Below are 21,644 nucleotides of genomic sequence, written 5' to 3'. Positions count from 1 at the left end.
CTCTCCTCGGGATGACGAGCCGGCGTTGTTAGGTACAGATTGTCGTATGAAGCAACTCCGCCGATTCAACCTAGCTTCGAATTCAAATTGGCGTGGCTTCACATCTGCCATTGCCGGCATGCCAGTAACCCTGCAGGAGGGGCGGCTGAAGAACCGCCGTCGATTTTTGCTAGTTACTCCTCAAACGCTTGGTCAGCTGCCACCTTGGCGATCCCACTTGACGCTATCTTCCGTCTTAAACGAGGGCGCGGGAGTCTTCACTCCCTATGATTCTGCAGGAGCGGCCGCTGTTGGCCCGTCGCGACATCTTGCACCGCCGCACAACCTCAGCCGCAAACAGAGCATAGCAGAAGTCGATGGCCAGCCATCTATCGCAGACGGCGACGCTCGTGACCCCTACCGGGAATTGGCGAGCGCTATTCGATGACCTCGTCGGCGCGAGCGAGAGGAGCGTGGGCGGCACTGTCCCGAAATTGATGGCAAGCTCGAAATGGGCTAGCATCTCGATCGGAAGGTCGCCGGCCCTCGCGCCCTGGAAAATCCGGGCGGCATAGCGAGCGAGACGACGGACGAAGGAGGCGACGGCGCGATCGATCTCGCCCGCAATCACGTACGCTGACCCGGCTCGCCGCCACCTCGGCAGTCTTGGCTGGATTAGCGCGCCGGCGTTCTTTGTGAGCGGATCCATCTACGTGTCGAGCCAGACATCCTCCATGCGCCAGCTGTTGTAGATGCTGTTGACCATGATCGTCAGGCCCTTGAGATAGGGGCGCTCGCAGGTGCCGCCGCGGCGGTAGAAAATGATCGTCCGCACATCGTCGTTTGCCAGCTTGCGCTCGATCGTCCATAGGATCTGCTTGCGCTTGGCCGCGTCACCCTCGCGTGATTGCGCCTCGATCATCTTGTCCATCTCGGGATTGCAATAGTTGTCCCAGTTGACGTTCGGCCGCAGCCGTAGAACAGCTGCACAGTCGGGTCGGAATCGGGCCCCGCCGTCTGCAAGTTGAGCGCGACCGTGTATTGCTTGCGCATGATCTTCGGGAAGTACTGCGCCGTGTTGACGAGGTCGAGTTCGCCGTCGATGTAGATCTGCTTCAGCTGATCAAGCAGCAGCACCGCCTGGTCGCGATATAACGACCAGCCACGCGTCGTCACCTTGATCTTGAGCCGGTTGTCGGGGCCGGAGCCGAGCTTTCGCACCAGGGCGCGGGCCTCTTCCCGGTTCTTGTGCACGTCGAGGCCGTACCCCGGCAGCTTGGCGATCTGGTCCGGGGGCATGCCCCACAACCCGGCCGGAGGCGGCTGCAAGATGCCGTCGATCTCGCCTTCGCCCTAGCCGAGCGTGTCGACATAGGCCTTGCGGTCGATCGTCAGCGCCATCGCCCGCCGCAGATCGGGATTATCGAAAGGTGGCTGGGCACGGTTGATCAGCAAGTGGGTGTTAATTGTGCCGGGCGACAGCTCGCATACCGCGTCAGGACGTCTGCCCCCGAGCGCCTTCGTCTCCGGCTCTTCCTTCGATCGTGCTCGCCCGCAAGGGACGCTTGGTGAGAAGGCGATGAGCTATAACGTCGCGCGGGCTCGGCTGGCTCCTGTGCTGAAGCTGCGGGGGGAAGGCGGCGGCTGTGATGTCATCGGCACAATCGCCGAGGTGTTCGGGGATGGAGCGTCGGATGAGGTGCCGAATTAGCATGTTCGCTTGCTAAACATCCTCCCTCCCAATTGCTGCTCTGCGCGGCTATTTTAGGCGGCGTGCGCAGCACATTCGAATTTTGCCTCCCCACCAAGGCCACCGCCGTTCCGTCCTGCGCCATAAAGTGAAGAGCCGCAGGCATCCGGCGTAGTCGTTCGAGTCATGTCCGTGCGACGTGAGGCGTGTTGCGATTTTGCAACGGGCGCTCTTTTTCTGGCTGACAATGTCCACAACCGAACACTGCCGATCCTCGCATTGGCGGTAAGTTTAGCTGAGATCAAGCCCGTGACTCGATCTCATGATCAGGACGAATTTCAAAATGAATTATCGATGTGTAGTGGTACGAGCAGTTGGTCAGCAAGCAGATCGCTTGCGAGCGGAGGCATCTCGCATTTCTCGCGATGCCAAAGTGGATTGGTATGCCGAACGAAGGGAGCTAGGAACAGCGTTTTGCTTTGAAACCGCTGATGCGCAGACCGTATTTTCCGGCATTTGCGCCCGAGAACACTTTCAATACACGACGGAAGACTAGGAATTTAGCGGTAGCGACAGTCTGCTTGGACTGAGGATGCCATGACCCGACTGCAAAAGGTCACGTTCGGCGAGATGGGCGCTGGCAGCTTTCGCTATAATGTGTCGATCTACTTGCACCGATTACCAAATGCAGATTTTTAAGGTTTGGAAATGGAATACCGTGGCGTTGAGTTTAGGGTCCGGCACCGGCGCCTTCACTGACAAGAATGCTGGCGCTGCCAAGACGGTGACGATCTCGGGCGTGACATTCGGAGGCACCGACACCGCCAATTACACGTTCGCCGGGACGGCCGCGACCACGGCCGATATCGCCAAGGCGGCGATCAGCGCAATTACGGGAATCACTGCCAACGACAAGATCTTTGACGGCTCGACGGCGGCGACCCTGAACACGTCCACCGCACGCTTCAACGGCATCATGCCCGGCGACCAGCTCAGCATCGGGTCCGCCGCTGGCGTCTTCGATAGCGCCACGCCGGGATACCGCAAGCCCGTCACCATCACGGGCTTGACACTCGCCGGCGCGGATGCCGGCAATTACACGCTCGCCAACAGAACAGCGTCCAGCACGGCCAGCATCGTTGTCGGCAGCACCGCGCCGCTCTTGCCCGAACAGATCGAGAGGAGTGCCGTCAACGGCTTCGGCGCCCCCACGCCCCTCTTGCTCGATCCTGGCCCAACCTTGGTCGAAACCTCCAACGCAAGATCCCGGAATAAAGATCCGTAAATTCGTTTCGTGTGACCGGTCCGTCGACGTCCGATCAACCGAACTCCCGTACCAGCTTGATCACGTGCTGCTGCTGCGCGGGCGTGATCTCGGCGAACATCGGCAGTGAGAGGATTTTGCCCTGATCCCCAAAGGCATTCGGAAACTGCTCCGGCCGATGCGCGAAGCGCGCATAGGCCGGCAGAAACGGCAATGCGGTCGGATAATTCACCGCGGTCTGCACGCCGCTCGCATTGAGATGCGCTGCCAGCGCATCGCGGCGCGGATGCTTGATCGTATAGAGGTGATAGACGTGCTCGCGGCCGGGCGCGACCTGCGGCACCTCGACGGTCTCGATCTGATTTAGCCCGGCATCGTAAATCCTGGCGGCTTCCTGCCGCGCCCTCGTCCAGGCGGCGAGATGCGGCAGCTTCGCCAACAGGATCGCGGCCTGCATGCCGTCGAGCCGGCTGTTGATGCCCTCGATCTCGTGCTTGTGCTTGATCAGGCCGCCATGGCGCGCCAGCATCGCGATCCGCTCGGCGAGCTTGTCGTCATTGGTGATAACCGCGCCCGCATCACCCATCGCGCCGAGATTCTTGCCGGGATAGAACGAATAGGTCGCAGCCACACCAAAGCTGCCGACCGGCCTGCCCTGATGGCGCGCCAGATGCGCCTGCGCGCAATCCTCGAGCACCCAGAGCTTATGCTTCTGGGCAATCGCCATGATGGCGTCCATGTCCGCCGCCTGACCATAGAGATGCACCGGGATGATGCCGACGGTGCGCGGCGTGATCGCGGCTTCGATCGCCTTCGGATCAATCGTGAACGTCGCCCCGTCGGTGTCGCAAAACACGACCGTTCCGCCGGCGTGCGTAATCATGGCCGAGGTCGAGATCCAGGAATGCGCCGTGGTGATCACCTCATCTCCCGGCTCAACCTTCAGCGCGGACATCGCCAAGTAAAGTGCATCGGTGCCGTTGGCGCAGGAGATGCAGTGCCTGGCCTCCACAGCGCGCGCGAACTCGCGCTCGAACGCATCGACATAGGAGCCGCGGATGAAGGCATTGTCGCGGATGACGTTCGCGATCGCGCTGTCGATCTCGGCCTTGATCGTCTGATACTGCAACTGCAGGTCGGCGAAAGGTACCTTCATCCCACTCTCACTTCCGCGCCCGCAACAGACGCGCCGGATTGCCGGCATAGGTGCCGGCTGTGGTGATATCCTTCGTCACCACCGCCCCCGCCCCGATCACCACGTCGTCGACGATGCGCACCGGCAGGATGGTCGCGTTGGAGCCGACGGAGACGCGATTGCCAATCACGGTCTCGCGCCATAGCTCCTTGCGACCGCGCGCGGGGCCTCCGGTCGAAAACGTGTCGTTGATAAACATCACGCCGTGGCCAATGAAGCAATCCTCGCCGATCGTCACCAGCTCGCAGATGAAGGCATGCGACTGCACGCGTGTGCGCGCACCGAGACTCACATCCTTCTGGATCTCGACAAACGGCCCGACAAAGCAGTCGTCGCCTATTCTGCAGCCGTAGAGATTGCAGGGCTCGACGATCTTGACCCGCGCGCCGAAATCGACATCGCGCACGCCCGCCTGATGCACGTGCGGTATGTTCACGATACCATACCCAGCCGGCTCAAGCGCGGCTCGAAGCGCAGCGCCACCTCGTGGCCGGTTTCGATCGACTCGTAAAGCGCCGAGATCAGCTCAAGACTCTTGCGCCCCTCCAGCCCATCTACCAGCGCCGCCCGCTGGCTGACCAGGCACTCCACGACATGCTGGTAATAGGCCTGATGGCCGAAGCCGTAGACATTCGGCGGATTGACCGAGAATTTCTCGGTCACCTCCTTGTCCGAGGGCAATTCCTCGACAAAGCGCCAATGCCTGATCTGGTTGACCGCAAAGCCCGCGATTTCGACCGTGCCTTTCTCGCCCAGGATCGAAAGCGAGCCCTCGAGGTCGGCCGGGCGCGTCGCAGTGGTCGCCTCGATGATCCCGAGCGCGCCGTTGCGGAATTTCAGCGTGGCGACCGCGGTGTCCTCCGTCTCGATTTTGACCAGCGCGGAGATGGCGCGGGCATGCACGCTGATGACGTCGCCGAAAAACCACTCCAGCATGTCGATGTGGTGGCTGGCCTGGTTGGAGAGCACGCCGCCGTCATAGGCCCAGGTTCCGCGCCAGGCATCCTGATCGTAATAGGCCTGGTCGCGGCACCAGCGCACACGCACGGTGCCCAGCACGAGCTTTCCGAACCGCCCCGCATCGAGCGCCTCGCGCGCCTTCACCACCGGCACGTTGAAGCGGTTCTGCTTGACGACAAACAGCTTGACGCCGGCCACGTCGCAGGCGCGGATCATATCATCGGCATCCTGCAGCCGTAGCGCCATCGGCTTCTCGACCACCACATGCTTGCCGGCCCTGGCGCAGGCGATGACATGCGTGGGATGCAGCCCGCTCGGGGTCAGCACCGACACCACATCGATGTCCTTGCGCGCGAGGAATTCCTCGATGTCGTAACTCGCCGGCACGCCGAATTTGGCGGCGATGCCATCTGCCCGCGCGCGCACCGGATCGCAGACAGCGACAAGCTTGGCGCCCTCGATGTGATTGCCACCCAACAGATCGGAATGGCGCTTGGCAATGCGCCCGCATCCGAGCAGGCCAAATCTGATCATCAAGACTTCCTTTGCGGGCGGCCTCTCGAGCGGCAGGCAAACCCTTGTGATGGCACTTGGCAGGAGTGCGCGGCACAGCGTCGCCCCGCCCCGTATATTCAAAAAAGACCGGGTAAATCAAGGCGATTGGGGCTGCCCTGTACGGCCGGCGACGATGTGCAGCCGGCCGCAGGCGGCGTTTCCCGCGCAGGCGGTGCGGCGAGGCTGGAACGCAAAATGCCCCTTTGCAAGCCGCCGACCGATGCACTAGCTTCTGCGCCCTGTTCCGGTGTCATTCAGGCCGCAGCCGCGGCGTTTGGCGGTTTGGTGCGATCCGATGACTGACAACACCACGGTGCTCGTCACCGGCTCGGACGGCTTTATCGGCCGCCATCTCGTTCCCTATCTCGCCTCGCATGCTTTTCATGTGATCGCGGCCTCGCGCTCAGCGGCCGCACGCGGCGACAATATCACGGCCGTCGGCTTACCGGATCTCTCCACGCCGTTCGATTGGACACCGCTGCTGGAGCAATGCGACGCCGTCGTGCATTTGGCCGGTATCGCCCACACCTATGCCGACGAGGACCTCTATGACCTGGTTAATCACCGCGCCACCCAGGCACTCGCCCGTACGGCTGCGGAGCTTGGCAAGCATCTCGTCTTCATCTCCTCGATCGCCGCACAATCGGGCTCTTTCTCCGACCGGGAACTGACGGAGGAAGACCTGCCGCAACCGACCAACGCCTACGGCCGATCGAAGCTCGCGGCCGAAGAGGCTATTCGCAAGGCCGGCGGCTCGTTCACGATCCTGCGCCCGGTCGTGATTTACGGCCAAGGCGAAAAAGGCAATCTCGCAACGATCCGGAAAATCGCGCGGCTGCCGCTTCCATTGCCGTTCGGGGGCCTGACCGCGCGGCGCTCGGTGTTGTCGGTGCAGAATCTGAGTTCCGCGATCACGACCGCCCTGACCGATCCGCGCGCACGGCGACAGACCTTCATCGTCTCGGACCCGACGCCGGTCACTGTCGCCGATCTCATCGCGCGCTACCGTGCGGGCTTTGGCCGGCCCGCCTGGCTGTTCCCCGCGCCGGAAGTGCTGTTCGAGCTGGCGCTCAGAATTGCCGGGCAGACGCCAATCTGGCAGCGGATCGGCTGCCCGCTGGTGGCGCGGCCCAACAAGCTGCTGGCGCTCGGCTGGAAGCCGGTCGAGTTCTCAAGACTCGGACTGGCAGGGAAGTGAACGGCACCAGCCCGACCGTCCCGCAACAGGACCATCCGCATGATCGTTAACAAGGATTCGCCCGTTACAGGCACGCTTTCCGAGCGCGTTGCTCTGGCCCTCTTGATCGCCGTTCACATCGTCCTCTGTTGCGTTTCGCTGGTCTATCTCAGCCGCAACTACTCCGGCTATCATATCTATTTTGATCCGGCTCTGCGTAGCGGCGCGATTGCAGTCGTAGCCGCTTTTTCGATCCTCTCGCTTCTCTTTGTGCGATTTCCTTTCAGCTTCGGCTATTTCGTCAGCTTCTATTTCTTCACGATGGTCACCGGTTATCTCTGGCTGAACTGTTTCTCGGACTTCAACTATAATCACTGGTTGAGCGGCGCCTCTGCGGCTGCCGCTATGGTCACCTTCCTCATCCCCGCACTATCCATCTCAAGGCCGATTCATGGTAGCAGCAGCATCATCGGAGTAGCGGGCTTCGACCGCCTCCTGACCGCCATTGTGGTGATAGGTGTCCTCACCGTCCTGGTCGGCGCAAGCTACAGCTTCAAGTTCGTTTCACTGGCGCAGATGTATGAATTCCGCAGCAAGCTCAGTATGCCGGGCATGCTGAACTACACGATCGGAATCGTGTCGAACGCGCTGCTGCCTTTCGCTTTCGCCTGCTTTGCCGTGCGTGGCAGCTACTGGCGCGCTGGCCTCACACTCGCCGTTCTGGTGTTCTTTTATCCGATTACTCTCAATAAGATCGCCCTCTTCACGCCTGTGTGGCTCTTGAGCATAGCGACCCTCTCGCGTCTGTTCGGCTGCCGCGTAACAACCGTCATTTCGCTGTTGCTGCCGCTCACAGCCGGGACGATTGCGTATGCGATGCTCGGTCAATCAGCCACGTTTTTCTTCGAACTGATCAACTTACGAACGATCGCGACGCCGTCGAATGCAATGGACGTCTACAACGATTTCTTTTTCCATCATCCCTACACTTATTTTTGTCAAATCAACCTTCTCAAGACGATCGTTTCCTGCCCCTATCAGGATCAATTAGGGGTTGTGATGAACCAGGCCTATCCTGGCTTCGGTAACTTCAACGCCTCATTATTTTCGACCGAAGGCATTGCGTCGGTTGGGCCCCTGTTCGCTCCGCTGTCGGTCTTGCTGTGCGGATTGCTGATCGGCTTCGCCAATCGCCTATCCGCAGGCCTGCCCCCGCGCCTTGTCTTGATCTCGAGTTCGGTTCTCGGGCAGCTTCTTTTAAATGTTCCGCTGACAACGACCTTGCTTTCCCACGGCGCAGCGTTGCTGTTCCTGCTCTGGTATCTCACGCCCCGCGGCATGCTACCGGAGCAGACTTCCCTTCTTGGACCGGCTCTCGTTCCCGAGTTTTCCCAGCGCAAGCGAGATCGGAATGGGCCGCTCTAGCGCCTTGCCGCATGCCATTCGCGGGCGCTTCGGATCAGCCGAGCAAAATTCTCGGCGAACGCCGCAGCTCGTACTTCGACATTCGGCAGCAAGGATCGAACCACCGGGGATCCGCTCGCGGCCCAGGTGTCAGCAAGGTGGTCCGCCAGGGTTTCGGCATCATCGACGCCGAAATAGCGCGCAGTTCCGTTCGTCTGCTCCACATGGACGTCAAGGTTGGACAAAACCATCGGCACGCCGAAGGACTTCGCCTCTTCGACCGTGGTACTCCAGCCTTCAAACCTTGACGGGTTGATCAGTGCTATCGCCGTGCGTAAAAGCGCATAGACATGGGAAAGCGGAATCATTCCGAGATGGCGGAAGTTCGTCTCCAGACCTTGGGCCTTGATGTCGCGCGTGATGCTTTCGAAATACCCGGGCTCGCGCGGCTCTTCGCGGCTCCCGGACGCAACGACGACGACGTCAGCGCCGCGTTGTTTCAGAAGCGCGAGCGCCCGGATGACGAGACGGTGATTCTTGTGGACCCAAAGGTGATTGGGCAGGAAGAAGAACTTCGGCGGCACTGCATACTGTGCCAGAACCTGCAAAGCATCCAGCGCCAGCAAATTGGACGCAGGCTCGCTCGCAAATTGCACTACACCAATGTTGTTCGTCAGCCCAGGATAAAGGGTCCGCAAGTCGGCCAGAGCGCTGTTGCTGCTCAAGAGGATCGTCCGGTGCGCTGCAATTTGCGCGCGAAAGCCGAGATCGCGTCGCCACCGCGCCATTGGCGAAAACAGATGCGGCAGCCTGCGATGCTGAAAATCAGGAAACCATGCGATCGCAGGCAGCGGCAGGCGCCGTCCGAAGAAGCGCGCCGATTCGAACACCACATCGACCTTGGCGGTTCGAAACGCCTCGGCCGCCTGACTGTCGAGCCCGAGCGCAACTGCACTTATCAGGCCCGCATGCCGTCCATCGAAGGCGGCCGATCTTAAGATTTCGACGCCAGGAATGCCCGCGAGAGCATCGACTTCATCGGGAGGTGCGTGAGCTCCGGCAAAAAGAACTGGTGAAATTTGGCCTGGGCAATATCGATTGAGCGCCGCAAACAGATTGCTTTGATAGTTGTAGCCGCCTGCCCAAAGCTGGCGCGAAATGTGGGTGAACGCGACGCGAACTCGACTTTTCTCATCCACGCGCCTGCCCCTTGAACCAGGTCACATAGTCCATAATCCCACGCTCCAGGGGAATCCGCCATTGGAACCCGATGCGGCGCAACGTGCTGTCATCGGCGACCAGGCTGTACGGATCTCCGGGGCGCGCGAGACCGGAATAGCTGACAGTCGTCTCGCCGCCGAAATTCCGCACCATCATGTCGGCGATATCGGCCACGCGCGTTCCGCTACCTGATCCGCCATTGATCACGCGATAGCGCTCATCGCAGGGCAGCGCACCCAGCATCGCAAGCAGCCGCGCCACATCTCTCACGTCAGTCCAATCCCGCATTTCATTGCCGGTGCCACCCAGGTTCAGGCGTGGGCCGCCCTGGCTGAGCCGGGAACAGACATCCCAGAGCAATTGCTTACGAAGATTCGCGCCATAGACCGAAAATAGTCGCACGACCACGCTGGATATCCCGTAGCTCAGCGCGTAGCTCTTGCACAATTGCTCCATCATCAGCTTGTGATGGCCGTAAGGCGCCATCGGCGCCAATGCCGCATCTTCGGAAATCGGCCCGTCATGATTGGGGCCATAGACCGCCGCACTTGAGGCCACCACCAAAAGACAATGCGGGGCGGAATTGCGCAGCCATTCAAGAAGCCTTGCGGTGCTCGCCACAGTCCGCGAGAAATCTTCGAGAGGCAGTTCGATAGATAGCCCAACCGAAGAGCCGCCCGCGAGATGGAAGATCTTGGACGGCAGGCCATGCATGGCGGCGAGCGCATTCAGATTGGCGGCCTCGATCTCCCCATTGATCCAGGTTTTTAGACCAAGACGACGCCGATCAGACTCGGCGAACGCGCCATGACCGAGGCCGTGAACCGCATCGCCAGCCCTGGCCAATTCGCTTATCAGATAACGGCCGATAAACCCGTTCGCGCCGGTAATCCAAACGCTCATGGCTCAAGCCTTCGGGGGATCACGGTAGAAGGCGTTCTCGGGCAAGTTGCCGCTTCTGCCGCTGGTCGCGCAGCCAGACCACGGCTTGCTCCCACACCGTGAAATTCGATCACCGCTCATCGGGCGCGAGCTCCCTCACGACAACAGCCGGGTTGCCGGCGACGATCGAATAGGGTGGCACATCCTTCGTCACCACCGCGCCTGCGGCAACGATCCCTCCCTGGGCAACAGTAATCCCGCGCGTGATGATTGCGCACGCCCCGATCCAGGCGTCATCACCGATCCTGATCGGCTTGTCGTCGAGGAAAACGTCGTTGGGATGACCCGTCCTGGAGATCCGCCTGTGGTGCGCGTGGCGCTCCGATGCCGAAATGGGATGCGTCAGATTGTCAAACATATTGACGGAATGAGAAATCAGGACGCGGTTTCCGATATCGATGGATGCGCCAGACCAGATGCGCGTGCCGACGCCCACATAGCACCATTCGCCGATGGAGATTCGTCCGCCGTGAGCGTAGATCATCAACTCGCCTCGGACATGCGAGTGGGCACCGATGACGATTTGGCTGCTATCGCCCGAGGCATTTCTGATTCGCGCGGTATGGCTTATGAAGGCGCCCTCTTCCAGGCGGCACGTTGCTCGCCCAATCAGCCGCTGAATGATGAAATGCAGGTTCACGCCGTCAAGCGCGTGCGCGCAATAACGCTTCAATGCAGCAATCCGGCTCGTCGAGTGCCCTCCACCCGCCGATGTCAAATCGCTTGCGCTCAATATAAACCTCCCATCCCTCTATCAGATCGGCCGCAAGAACCTATCAGCCGACTGTGCTAGCATAACCGCTTTACCCGCAAAGCGTATCGACATTGCTTAAAGACGCGCCACGAGGGCTTCGAACGCAGACCATTGGCGCGCTTTGCTATAGGTCTTGCCGATCTGCCTTCGCCCATTGTCCGCGATCCCCTGGACACGGTCCCAGTGGTCCAAACAGCGCTGAATTTGCCGAATACAGCTCTCCGCATCCGAGTAGGTTAGCATGGTCTCTTCGTTTCGCATTCCGTCGGGATAGTTGCCCTCGTCGGACAGCAGCAATGCACCGCACCCAAAGGCTTCAAAACAACGCATATTGCCGCGATCGGCGCCCGCCATGTCGATCGCCCCGTTCAGGACGATTTTCGATTGCCCGATCAGGTCGTAAAGCTGGCGTCCAAACACTGGCGATCTGGCGATTTTTGAAATGGCGTGGGGACGCCGGTGCTTCTTCAGGGGCGGCACCAGGCGCCCGAGGGCGCTCTCCGCAAGGCGCGTCAGCCGGGATGAATCCAGGCAATATACGATATGCAGGTTGCCGGCTAGGCGAGCGACGTGTTCGAGAATTTTTGCGCGTGCCGAATGGTGCCGCGAATATCCGCCGACAAACAACAGATCGACAGGTCGCTCGCCATGCCCATAGGCGGCCATCACAGGATCGATTGCCGGCGCAAACCACTCGGCCCTGCAGCCTTTGCGGCGCCAACCCTCGAGGATGGACGGAAAATTGCCCAGAACCGCACCGTAGGCCGTGAGGTCGGCCTGCCCGGACGGCGCGGCTCGCCAGCATAGTGTCTTTCGGACACATCCGGGCAGCCGGCGGACGAACGAACTCGGAAATCGTACGGGATCGAGGTTATAGAAAATTTCCGTTCGATGCTGCTCGATCTGAGCCAGGAGAATGTCGGCCAGAGATGATTTGGCGGATAGGCCGTTCTCTTTCGCCCATTGTCGCTGCATGGCTTCATCATTACCGCAGGCGAGACAGCCATCCGGCTCATTGTCCAGCAAGGGCTTGAGGATATGAATCGCTCCGAAGCGATCGTCGAGAAAGATTCGGCGCCTCTCTTCGAAGGACCGCGCCGTGGCTGCGAGCTCGTGCAGGCGCAATAGATAGGACGGCATCAACCCACAGTTCTGAAACAAGCGCATGCTAGGACATCCTCGACATGGCCCATTTCAAATTGAGATAAGGCCAGATTCGCCCGGCCGTTTCCCAATTCCACGCCTTCGATAGATTGAGGCGCTGGATCTCGCGACGCAGCCTTGCCTCATCGACCAGCTCGGCAAACGCAGGGACCTTGCTATCGAGAAGCGACATCGTCCAGCCTGAAAGCGGCCCGTTCAGCCACTCTGGCATCGGCGAATTGAAACCCACCTTCCGCCGGCTCATACGGATGGCTTCGGGCATCCGGTCCTTCATCGCCCGTCGCGCAATCAATTTCGTATAGCCGGCAGATGACTTGTCCGCTTCGGGAAGTGCCATCGTATAGGTCACAAGGCGCCAATCCATAAAGGGCATCCTCACTTCGATCCCGTGAGCCATCGACAGACGATCGAAATTGCGCAGAATCGTAGGCAGTACGGTACTGTGAAACATTTTATAAAGACGCCGATTTAAAGGGCCCCAATCGGGAGGGAGATGATCGTCGGCGGCAACCAGATCGAGCGGTTGCGGCAGGCGCGCAAGCCCCTCTCGCAAGAAGAACTGTCCGCGAAAGTTCAGTACCGTAGCACGCACCAAGTCGAGGCTGCGGCCGGCCAGCCGCGAGCGAGACGTGAGCGCGGCCAACGAATTTCGGATCCGAAAGGCGGCCCCCGCCCCCTCCTGCAGATAGGCTCCCATCAGTTCGTCCGCGCCATGTCCATCCAGCGAGACCGTCACATTGTGCCGCCGCAGCTCTCGGTAGGTCAGCCAAACCGCAGTCGGCAGCATGATGTAGAGATCGTCATTGTCGTCCAGAATGCGATCGATCTCGTTCAACGCGCAGGTCTCATCGATCTCAACGATCGTGGGGACAACCTTCGCCCACGCCGCCGCCTGCTCGGCCTGGGGGCGCTCGTCATTGCGCGCGCCAGGGAATGTCGCGACGAAGGCGTGACGCCACGATGCGCTGTCGCGGAGGCCGAGGCCTGCTTTCTCATGTTCGGCCATCGCGCAAACGACGGCCGAGGAATCAAATCCTCCAGAAAGGCAGGTGCCGATGGGAACGTCGCTGCGCATTCGCAGCGCGACGGCATCCATGAAGAGTTCGCGAAAGCGCTCTATGCGTTCGGACTCCGTCTTAGGAACTACCGGCAAATGGTCAAGCGTGCGCCACCAGCGCGTAATCTCGGTTCGGCCCTGCCGCATCCACATGTAATGTCCGCTTTGCAGGCGTCGAACCTGCTTAAAGAGCGTCCGTTCACTACCTTCGATCCCAAACGCATCGACGATCAGCCTTCGCGCGACGACGGGATCGAGCGATGAATCGAATAGTCCGCTGCGCACCAGCGCGCGCTGTTCCGAGGCGAAAACAAACCGACTGGGCGAGCTGAAATAAAGCAGCGGCTTGATGCCGAAGCGGTCGCGCGCCAGAAACAAATCCCCGGCAACGGTGTCATAGATCGCGAGCGCCCACATCCCGTTGAAGCGCGCCAACATGTCTTCCCGCCAGCGGCGCCAGGCCGCAAGGACAACTTCCGTATCCGACTGAGAGCGAAAGATCGCGCCCTGCGCCTCGAGCTCCCGCCGCAGCTCGAGGAAGTTGTAGATTTCACCGTTGAACACGATGATGTAACGGCCGTCATCGGATCGCATTGGCTGGTAGCCGCCGTCCGTCGGATCGATGATCGCCAGACGTCGATGGCCGAAGGCCACACTTCGATCGTCGCTGAACCAAAGGCCCTCCCCAAAGGGTCCGCGATGCGCCAGCAGCTCGGTCAACCGTGAGATCTCTGACGGTTCGACGGGCTCGCCGCGGAGATTAAGAATGCCAGCGATGCCGCACACGGCTATGGCGCCCTTTTCTTTGCCGGTCGGCACATCACGGTGTTCCCCTTCTCTTGTCGATTGGGTAGTTGCCTTCAGCGCCCGGGCAGGTCAAGTCAATCCGTATCGTCAGTCTGGAACCATATCCGACAACCAGACGCGCAAGCGTCGGTGGAGCAGCGGCCCCGCTGCCAGGGCGACAAACGCCAGCCATAGGGCGCACTCGGCAGCAAAATGCGCAACTCCGTTCCCCGGCAGGAGGGAACGAATAACGAGCCCCAAAGCCCAGCCTGTGGTCGTGACGAACAGAATGAGCAGTACCAAGAACGCGAGGTGCCGCAGCGGCTGCCTAAGGGTCTGCCAGATGATGCTGAGTGCCAGCACACCGAATTGAACCAGGAGATCGGTCGCAACCAAGGCAATTGCGGCTCCCAGGGATCCTAGCCACGGCGTCAGCAGGACCGCTAGGATTACGAATGCCACAAGTTGCAGTCCTTTGGCTCGCGCGAGGAGTTCTCCCCGGTTGCTGTGATAGGCATAGCCAAGTGCCAGCATCGCAGGCGCTACCATAGCAGAGCCGACCAGGAGGGTCACCGCAAGCAACGGGTCGTAAGGAACGAGGCCGTGGGTCCAGAGTGCAAAAAAATCCGGCCAGAAAGCCAAAATCCCTGACACCACGAGGCTGGCGAGCACCGTAACAAGGGCCGAACCGCGCGCGTAGAGCCGCCGCAGCTGCAGCTTGGCGCCAACCGCATGATCGTGGCCGAGCTCGGCTGCGAGCGGTATTGTTGCTTGCATGCTCAGGCCCCGCACCAAGCCCGCCACTACGCGGGTCAGTCCCCATTGCGCAACTGCGATGCGATCGGCCACAAACGCACTGACCAGCAGCACCGGCAGGTTCTGCAGCGCCATTTCGGTGGTGCTTGCGATCGCAAAGGGAAAGGCACGCCGAAACTGTCCCGCAATCCAGTGCCACGATTTGTGGTCGCCTATGGACACCGCCCTCACGAACGGAAACAAGCGCCGCACGTCGACCAGCATGATGTAGGTCGCAACCGCAAGCTGCGGCAGCGCGTAGGCCAGAGTGACCGCGGTCAAGCTTCCTGTCTTTGCTAGCGCAATGATCTGGCCGATCTGCCCAACGAGGCTCGCCGCACACGCCATCCACACCCCGCGCGCATAGTGACCACGCGCGCGATAAAGAGCTGCCGCCAAGGTAGAGGGCAGGATCAGAAGCATGCATACAATCGCGACAAGGAAGGAAACATCGAATTCGGAAACCTCGGCAAATCCGAACACGGCAGAGGGGCGCAGCAAAAACGCCCCTATTAGAACGGACACAATCAATAGGCCTGCCAGTCCGTAATAAACCCGCTGCATCGCCGCGTAGTAGCGGGCCGTCCGGCCGTCCGCATCGCGGCATGATTTGAACACCAGAAAACGGTTGATGGCGCGCGAATGCAGACCGAAGTCCGCGACGAGTGCGAGGTTGCCGGCCGCATAGATGGCGAGCCAGGCCGCCAGCACCTCGCTCGACTGGAAGCGAAGAAAGATGGGAACAAGCACGACCTGTTGGGTGATGGCGAGTCCGAGCTGCACCAGATTGGCCGACCAGCCGCTAAGCAGTCTTTGCACGCGAGGAAGCGCGCGGCCGCTCATGAGAGCCTCCGCCTCGGTCCTGCCGCGGCCTGAACAGAACGTGCCAAATTTGCAAACCTTCACTGCCTTCACAGCGGCTAGCAGTCAATGCCGGGATTGTCGATAGTGCGGAGCCCTCCTATACCAGCTTTGCAATTCCCGTCCCTGGAGTCCTCCGCAATGGCCGTTCCGCATGCCTCGCAAGCTTTATCCCGCTTCACCGTGCTTGACCTGACCCGCGTCCGTGCCGGTCCGACCTCCGTGCGGCAGCTTGCCGATTGGGGCGCCAACGTGATCAAAATCGACGCGCTGCTGGAGGACGGCGGCGAAGCCTTGGGCGGCCCGCGCCACGGCGCGGATTTCCAGAATTTGCACCGCAACAAACGGGCCATGGCGCTCAACCTCAAGGACCCCAAGGGCGTCGAAGTCTTCATGCGGCTCGCCGCGAAGGCCGATGTCGTGGTCGAGAACTACCGCCCTGACGTGAAGAACAAGCTCGGCATCGATTATGAAAGCGTGCGCAAGGTCAATCCGCGCATCATCTATGGCAGCATCTCCGGCTTCGGCCAGGACGGTCCCTATCACAAGCGTCCCGGCTTCGATCAGATCGCACAAGGCATGGGTGGGCTGATGTCGATCACCGGCGCGCCGGGCGGCGGGCCGATGCGGGTCGGCATTCCGGTCGCCGACCTCACGGCCGGCCTGTTCTGCGCCATGGGCATCCTCACCGCGCTGTTGGAGCGTGAAGTCTCCGGCGAAGGCCAATGGGTGCAGACATCGTTGTTGCAGGCTCAGATCTTCATGCTGGATTTCCAGGCCGCGCGCTGGCTGATGGAAAAGGACGTGGCAAAACAGGCCGGCAACAACCATCCGACCTCCATCCCCACCGGCGTGTTCAAGACCTCCGACGGCTACATCAACATCGCGACCGCCGGTGGCCGGACCTGGGAGCGTTGTGCTGAGGCGATCGGCGCGCCCGAACTCGTGAGCCATCCCGATTATGCGACCGCACCTGCACGCTCGAAGAATCGCGATGCGCTGAACGCCGAGATCGAAAAGCGCACGCAGACAAACTCCACCGAGTACTGGGTCAAGGAGCTCAACGCGGCTGGCGTGCCTTGCGGTCCCATCTATTCCATCGACCAGGTGTTTGCCGATGCGCAAGTTCAGCATCTCGGTATGGCGCAGGACGTCCCGAACGAGCAAGGCCGGCACATTCGCCTCGTCAGCCAGCCGGTCACGCTCTCGCGCACACCCAGCAAGTTGGTGGCACGGCCGCCGGAATTCGGCGAGCAGACCGAAGAGGTGCTCACCGAGTTCGGCTTCGGCGCGGACGAGATCGCCGAGTTAAAGCAGCGAAAGGTGGTATAAGCCCCCGCAGCTTAGCTTCTAAGCGAGATCGCATCGTATTGATGCGGTCACCCACATCAAACCGTGATCCTGAAGCGCTCGCGCAGCGAGTCTCCAGTGACAAACGGCCGACGCCGTTTGCGCGGGGATGACGGGTCTTACACTTTCCCCGGCTGCCAGAGCAGCCGCACGCCACCCAAGCCCTTGTCGATCAAGGGCCAGAACAGCAAGGCAATTGCGAGCGTGGTGATCGAACCGACGAGATAGTTCGACCAGAACACTTTGATGTCGCCGCCAGAGCCGATCATCGACAGTCGAAACGCGTCCTCGGCGCGGCTGCCGAGCACCAGCGCGAGCGTCAGCGGCGCCAGCGGAATGCCGATCTTCTTGAAGACATAGCCGACCACGCCAAAACCCAGCATCAGCCAGATATCGAACATGGCATTCTGGATCGCATAGGCGCCGATCGCGCAGGAAACCACGATCATCGGCGCCACGGCCGCAAAGGGCACCCTCAGCACGGAGGCGAACACGGGCACGGTGGTGAGCACCAGCACCAGGCCGACGACGTTGCCGAGATACATCGAGGCGATCAGGCCCCAGACAAAGTCCTTGTGCTCGACGAACAGAAGCGGCCCCGGGTTCAGGCCCCAGACCATCAAACCGCCCAGCAGGATCGCCGCGGTGCCAGAGCCGGGAATGCCGAGCGCAAGCATCGGCAACAGCGCCGAAGTGCCGGAGGCATGCGCTGCCGTTTCAGGCGCGAACACGCCTTCGATGCGACCCTTGCCAAAACTGTCCTGGTCCTTGGCAAAGCGCTTGGCGAGGTTATAGCCCATGAAGGAAGCGGCGATCGCGCCGCCCGGCGTAATGCCGAGCCAGCAACCGATGACCGAGGAGCGCAACAGCGTCATCCAGTATTTCGGCAGATCCTTCCACACCGAGAGCACGACGCGCAGGCTGATCGCTGCGGCATGGCCGCGCAACGCGAGGCGCTCTTCCATCGTCAGCAGGATCTCGCTGATGCCGAACAGCCCGATCACCGCGACCAGGAAGTTGATGCCGCGCAGCAGCTCGCTGGAGCCGAAGGTCATGCGCAACTGCCCCGATACAGTATCCATACCGATACCGGCAAGAAGCAGCCCAAGTGTCATCGAGATCACCGTCTTGTGCTTGGCCTCGCGCCCGAGCCCGACGAAGGAGCAGAAGGTGAGCAGGTAGACCGCGAAGAACTCCGGCGGCCCGAATTTGAGTGCAAAGGACGAGATCAGCGGCGCCAGGAAGGTGATCAGGAGCACGGCGGCCAGCGAGCCGATGAACGAGGACGTGAACGCCGCGGTGAGCGCCTCGGCCGCCCTGCCCTGCTGGGCCATCGGATAGCCATCGAACGTGGTCGCCACCGACCAGGCTTCGCCGGGGATATTGAACAGGATCGAGGTGATGGCCCCGCCGAACAGTGCGCCCCAATAGATGCACGACAGCATCACGATGGCCGAGGTCGGGTCCATGGTGAAGGTGAGCGGCAACAGGATCGCGACCCCGTTCGGTCCCCCGAGCCCCGGCAGCACGCCGACGAAGATGCCGAGCACGAGCCCGAGCATCATCAGCGCGAGCGTTTTCCAGGTCAAAAGAACGGCAAAGCCGTGCAACAACAGACCGAAGGCTTCCATCAATCTATCTCGCGAATCTTGGTCGTCATTGCGAGGAGCGGAAGCGATTGCTTCGCTTCGCTCGCAACGACGGATAAAGCCATGTCGGCCTGCTAGTAACCGAGGGCCGCTTCAAGCGGCCCCTTCGGCATGATGACGTCGAACATGATATCGAAGGTGACGAACATGATCGCGGTGAACACGAATGCGGTCAGCAGCGACTTCCACAGTGCGATCTTTCCGACAAATCGCATGAAGCCGCCGATCAGGAGAAAACTCGCCACATACAGCCCAAGAAACTGTGTCACCAGGCAGAACAGCAAGGTCGGCACGAACACTGCCATGACCCGCCGGATCTGCGCACGGGTGACGAACGGCTCCGCCGCCTTTCGCGACAGAAAGGCGGCGAGCAGGCCATACAGGCTGGCGCCGGCGAGGACCACCGAGAGATAGAAGGGAAAATAGCCGGGCTGCGGCCCCGTCGCATCCCACGCGATGCCCGTGCGCCAATTGTCGTAGCCGAGCGTCATCGCGAGCGCGAGCAACAGCAGCGACACGACGGCGTCGACCGCGCGGCCGCTGGTCACGGCCGGAGAATCATCCTCCGGGGCGGTCGGGTCGTCGACGATGATTTCGATATCGGTGTCAGACATGGCTCTCGTATTGCGCAGGCCTCATCTTCCGCCAACGGGTCAGCGCGAAGCGCTGCCCAATGAGGGGCTCCAGCGGATGATTCACTGGTCCGCGCAGTTCGTTGTTTTCAGCAACTTTCCGGAATACTGGATGCCCCGCCTTCGCGGCGCGTGACGAGAATCTATTTCGCAACAAACCCAGCTTCCGTCATCAGTGACTTGTTCAGCGCGTCGTCATCTTCCAGGAACTGCAGCATGTCCTTACCGGTGAGAAAGATCGGCTTCAACGCCTGCTTTTCCATGTAGTCCTTGTACTCCGGCGTCTGGACCACCTTCCGGAACAGATCGACATAGAACTCCTGCTGTTCCTGGGTCACCTTACCGGGCAGGAACATGGCACGCAGCATCAGATATTGGATGTCCAGCCCTTCTTCCTTGCAGGTCGGGATATCGTGCCAGGATTGAGTGTCGGTCACTTTAGCCGTGTAGGAGATCCGCTCCTTGTCGAATACGCAAAGCGGACGCACCTGCCCGGCGCGCCAGACCTCGAGATTTTCGGAAGGATTGTTGACGTTGGAATCGATGTGACCGCCGACAAGCTGGGTGGCCGCCTCGCCGCCGGATTTGTAGGGCAGATAGGAGAATTTCGCGCCTGTCTTCTGTTCGATGAAGACGGTCAACACGTGGTCTTCGCGTTTTGACCCGGTGCCGCCCATCTTGAACGGCCAGGTTGCGGCCTTGGCTGCATCGATGAACTCTTTCACCGTCTTGGGCCCCTTCGAATTGTCCCACAGTGCGAATTGGTCCAGCGCGATCACGGATACCGGCGTCAGCTCGCGCCAGTTGAAGGGAATCTTGGCCGAGAGCGGCAGCATGTAGATCAGCGAATAGGCGATCAGCACCTTGTTGGGATCGCCTTCGCTGGATTTCATATACATCAAGGCTTCCGCGCCCGAGGCCCCGCCTTTCAGCGACACCACCATCGGCTGCTTCATCAGATTGTTTTTCTGGATCGCCGCCTGCATCATCCGCGCCATCTGGTCGGAGGCACCGCCGGCGCCCGCCGCAACCACGATCTCGACCGGTTTTGTGGGCTCCCAGGCGGCAAGCGCCGGCATCGCCGTCAACGCGGCCGCCAGCGCAGCGGTGGCTTTAATGATCTTTCGCACGTGCTAAATCCCTGAATGCTTATACGTTCTTGTTAGGGTGGCATGGCCGAGAAGAGAATAAGGCCGCCATTGTGCGAAGGAATGACTGTCAGTTCAAGCAGGCTCCCGCGAGCGGCGCGTATGACTTTCGCATGAGGCGAAAGACCGCAGCATGATCCGAAAAAATGAATACCAGTTTTCCGAAAGACATTCCGCCGGACTCGATCCGAAGGATCATGCTTGAACAAAAAATGGAGCGGGACGAGGGACCGTCATCCCGCTCTGCGCTTTCACTTCCCCTTCCAGTTCGGGGTGCGCTTGTTGAGAAAGGCGTCCATCCCTTCGCGAAAATCCTCGCTCATATAGGCGCGCAGGATCAAATCCTCGCCTTCGTCGCGCGACAGCGTCCGCCGGATACGGCGCACCGCCTCCTTGGTGACCTCAAGCGTGATCGGGGCATGGGAGGCCACGAGCTTTGCAGTCTCATCGGCGCGGCGCTGCAACGTCTCGATGTCGGGCACCACCTCGTTGAGCAGCCCCAGCGCCAAGGCCTCCGGCGCCTCGACCAGGCGCGCCTTGAAGATCAGGTCCTTGGTGCGTGCCGGCCCGATCAGCGAGACGAGGCGCGAGATGTTGGACATCGACAGGCAGTTGCCGAGCGTGCGCGCGATTGGAAAGCCGATCCGCGTGCTCTCGGTGCCGATCCGGATGTCGCAGCAGGCGGCAATTCCGGCGCCGCCGCCGGTGCAGGCGCCGGCGATCGCGGCGATCACCGGCACCCGGCATTGTTCGAGCTTGCCCAGCACGCGGTCGATCCGCGCCTCATAGTCCAGCGCATCCTGCGCCGTTTTGAAGGCGCGGAATTGCGAGATGTCGGTCCCCGACGCAAAAGCCTTGTCGCCCGCGCCGGTGAGGATCAACGCCTTGATCGAAGGATCGGCATTGATGCTCTCGCAGATCGAGGCGAGCTGCTCGTACATCGCAAAGGTCAGGGCGTTGCGCGCCTGCGGGCGATTGAACGTCACGCGCGCGATGCCGTCCTGGACGGAATAGATCAGGTCTTCGTTGGCAGTCACCGGTGCGTTCATCGCGCTCGTCCT

General features: G+C 60.9%; 23 protein-coding genes. 7 read left to right on the top strand and 16 right to left on the bottom strand.

Features of this window, described 5'->3' with window-relative positions:
- Positions 1-427 (top strand): hypothetical protein (locus tag F758_RS51455; protein WP_210200105.1); only part of this gene is annotated, 427 nt, incomplete at its 5' end.
- Positions 428-688: 261 nt separating this feature from the next.
- Here the strand turns inward: F758_RS51455 and F758_RS46830 are convergent.
- The 3 genes from F758_RS46830 to F758_RS53535 are packed head-to-tail and all read right to left on the bottom strand — an operon-like array spanning position 689 to position 1,461.
- Entirely contained in the window at positions 689-901 is a 213-nt protein-coding gene (locus tag F758_RS46830) for a hypothetical protein (RefSeq protein WP_157450322.1), read from the bottom strand.
- Positions 898-1,278: a periplasmic substrate-binding domain-containing protein gene (locus tag F758_RS46825; protein ID WP_024512336.1), complete on the bottom strand. Its 381-nt coding sequence runs from the start codon at positions 1,276-1,278 to the stop codon at positions 898-900. The genes F758_RS46830 and F758_RS46825 overlap by 4 nt, the downstream gene beginning before the upstream one ends.
- Before the next feature lie 54 nt (positions 1,279-1,332).
- Positions 1,333-1,461 (bottom strand): ABC transporter substrate-binding protein, encoded by a 129-nt coding sequence (locus F758_RS53535; RefSeq protein WP_502689203.1) that lies wholly within the window; start codon positions 1,459-1,461, stop codon positions 1,333-1,335.
- A gap of 97 nt (positions 1,462-1,558) precedes the next feature.
- Between F758_RS53535 and F758_RS52880 the strand changes: the two genes are divergently transcribed.
- Complete coding sequence (locus F758_RS52880; protein ID WP_283805896.1) at positions 1,559-1,690, top strand: hypothetical protein; 132 nt, start codon at positions 1,559-1,561, stop codon at positions 1,688-1,690.
- Between the two features lie 664 nt (positions 1,691-2,354).
- Complete coding sequence (locus F758_RS0135645) at positions 2,355-2,954, top strand: YDG domain-containing protein (RefSeq protein ID WP_024512335.1); 600 nt, start codon at positions 2,355-2,357, stop codon at positions 2,952-2,954.
- Positions 2,955-2,988: 34 nt separating this feature from the next.
- On the opposite strand, the gene F758_RS0135640 is transcribed toward F758_RS0135645, so the two are convergent.
- Genes F758_RS0135640 through F758_RS0135630 form a run of 3 tightly spaced genes read right to left on the bottom strand, consistent with a single transcriptional unit; the run spans position 2,989 to position 5,622 of the window.
- Positions 2,989-4,089, bottom strand: a complete 1,101-nt coding sequence (locus F758_RS0135640; RefSeq protein WP_024512334.1) for a DegT/DnrJ/EryC1/StrS family aminotransferase — start codon at positions 4,087-4,089, stop codon at positions 2,989-2,991.
- Positions 4,090-4,096: 7 nt separating this feature from the next.
- Positions 4,097-4,564 (bottom strand): acyltransferase, encoded by a 468-nt coding sequence (locus tag F758_RS0135635; protein ID WP_024512333.1) that lies wholly within the window; start codon positions 4,562-4,564, stop codon positions 4,097-4,099.
- Positions 4,561-5,622 (bottom strand): Gfo/Idh/MocA family protein, encoded by a 1,062-nt coding sequence (locus tag F758_RS0135630; protein WP_024512332.1) that lies wholly within the window; start codon positions 5,620-5,622, stop codon positions 4,561-4,563. Before F758_RS0135630 ends, F758_RS0135635 begins: the two co-directional genes overlap by 4 nt.
- A 316-nt stretch (positions 5,623-5,938) precedes the next feature.
- On the opposite strand from F758_RS0135630, the gene F758_RS0135625 reads away from it, so the two are divergent.
- Both F758_RS0135625 and F758_RS45300 read left to right on the top strand, forming a co-directional pair.
- Entirely contained in the window at positions 5,939-6,841 is a 903-nt protein-coding gene (locus F758_RS0135625) for an NAD-dependent epimerase/dehydratase family protein (RefSeq protein WP_024512331.1), read from the top strand.
- 39 nt (positions 6,842-6,880) lie between these two features.
- A complete protein-coding gene (locus tag F758_RS45300) occupies positions 6,881-8,245 on the top strand; it encodes a hypothetical protein (RefSeq protein ID WP_024512330.1) in 1,365 nt (454 codons plus the stop codon).
- Here F758_RS45300 and F758_RS52325 read toward each other — a convergent pair.
- Entirely contained in the window at positions 8,242-8,850 is a 609-nt protein-coding gene (locus tag F758_RS52325) for a glycosyltransferase (protein ID WP_245286689.1), read from the bottom strand. The genes F758_RS45300 and F758_RS52325 overlap by 4 nt on opposite strands.
- Positions 8,851-8,874: 24 nt before the next feature.
- Here F758_RS52325 and F758_RS52320 point away from each other — a divergent pair, with 24 nt between their 5' ends.
- On the top strand, positions 8,875-9,222 hold the full coding sequence (locus F758_RS52320; protein WP_245286688.1) for a hypothetical protein: 348 nt from the start codon (positions 8,875-8,877) through the stop codon (positions 9,220-9,222).
- Positions 9,223-9,415: 193 nt separating this feature from the next.
- Here F758_RS52320 and F758_RS0135610 read toward each other — a convergent pair whose 3' ends face one another.
- From F758_RS0135610 to F758_RS0135590, 5 genes are all read right to left on the bottom strand, one after another.
- Positions 9,416-10,348 (bottom strand): NAD-dependent epimerase/dehydratase family protein, encoded by a 933-nt coding sequence (locus F758_RS0135610; protein WP_024512328.1) that lies wholly within the window; start codon positions 10,346-10,348, stop codon positions 9,416-9,418.
- 109 nt (positions 10,349-10,457) lie between these two features.
- The gene (locus tag F758_RS52315; protein ID WP_245286687.1) at positions 10,458-10,871 is read right to left on the bottom strand and encodes an acyltransferase; all 414 of its coding nucleotides are present in this window, start codon (positions 10,869-10,871) and stop codon (positions 10,458-10,460) included.
- A gap of 345 nt (positions 10,872-11,216) precedes the next feature.
- Positions 11,217-11,807 carry a glycosyltransferase family protein gene (locus F758_RS52310; RefSeq protein ID WP_245286686.1) on the bottom strand — a complete coding sequence of 197 codons (591 nt, stop codon included), beginning with the start codon at positions 11,805-11,807 and terminating at the stop codon, positions 11,217-11,219.
- A gap of 502 nt (positions 11,808-12,309) precedes the next feature.
- The gene (gene asnB, locus F758_RS0135595; RefSeq protein WP_245286685.1) at positions 12,310-14,181 is read right to left on the bottom strand and encodes an asparagine synthase (glutamine-hydrolyzing); all 1,872 of its coding nucleotides are present in this window, start codon (positions 14,179-14,181) and stop codon (positions 12,310-12,312) included.
- A gap of 75 nt (positions 14,182-14,256) precedes the next feature.
- Positions 14,257-15,786 (bottom strand): lipopolysaccharide biosynthesis protein, encoded by a 1,530-nt coding sequence (locus F758_RS0135590; protein WP_157450319.1) that lies wholly within the window; start codon positions 15,784-15,786, stop codon positions 14,257-14,259.
- A gap of 159 nt (positions 15,787-15,945) precedes the next feature.
- Between F758_RS0135590 and F758_RS0135585 the strand changes: the two genes are divergently transcribed.
- Positions 15,946-17,136, top strand: a complete 1,191-nt coding sequence (locus tag F758_RS0135585; RefSeq protein WP_024512323.1) for a CaiB/BaiF CoA transferase family protein — start codon at positions 15,946-15,948, stop codon at positions 17,134-17,136.
- 137 nt (positions 17,137-17,273) lie between these two features.
- Here F758_RS0135585 and F758_RS0135580 read toward each other — a convergent pair whose 3' ends face one another.
- From F758_RS0135580 to F758_RS0135550, 4 genes are all read right to left on the bottom strand, one after another.
- On the bottom strand, positions 17,274-18,785 hold the full coding sequence (locus F758_RS0135580; protein WP_024512322.1) for a tripartite tricarboxylate transporter permease: 1,512 nt from the start codon (positions 18,783-18,785) through the stop codon (positions 17,274-17,276).
- A 92-nt stretch (positions 18,786-18,877) separates the two neighbouring features.
- Positions 18,878-19,417 carry a tripartite tricarboxylate transporter TctB family protein gene (locus F758_RS0135570; RefSeq protein WP_024512321.1) on the bottom strand — a complete coding sequence of 180 codons (540 nt, stop codon included), beginning with the start codon at positions 19,415-19,417 and terminating at the stop codon, positions 18,878-18,880.
- A gap of 161 nt (positions 19,418-19,578) precedes the next feature.
- A complete protein-coding gene (locus F758_RS0135560) occupies positions 19,579-20,565 on the bottom strand; it encodes a tripartite tricarboxylate transporter substrate-binding protein (protein WP_024512320.1) in 987 nt (328 codons plus the stop codon).
- Positions 20,566-20,834: 269 nt separating this feature from the next.
- Complete coding sequence (locus F758_RS0135550; protein ID WP_024512319.1) at positions 20,835-21,632, bottom strand: enoyl-CoA hydratase/isomerase family protein; 798 nt, start codon at positions 21,630-21,632, stop codon at positions 20,835-20,837.
- Between the last annotated feature and the right edge of the window lie 12 nt (positions 21,633-21,644).

This window comes from Bradyrhizobium sp. ARR65 (assembly GCF_000472385.1).
Lineage (GTDB): Bacteria > Pseudomonadota > Alphaproteobacteria > Rhizobiales > Xanthobacteraceae > Bradyrhizobium.
This window is presented reverse-complemented; position numbering and strand designations above follow the sequence as displayed.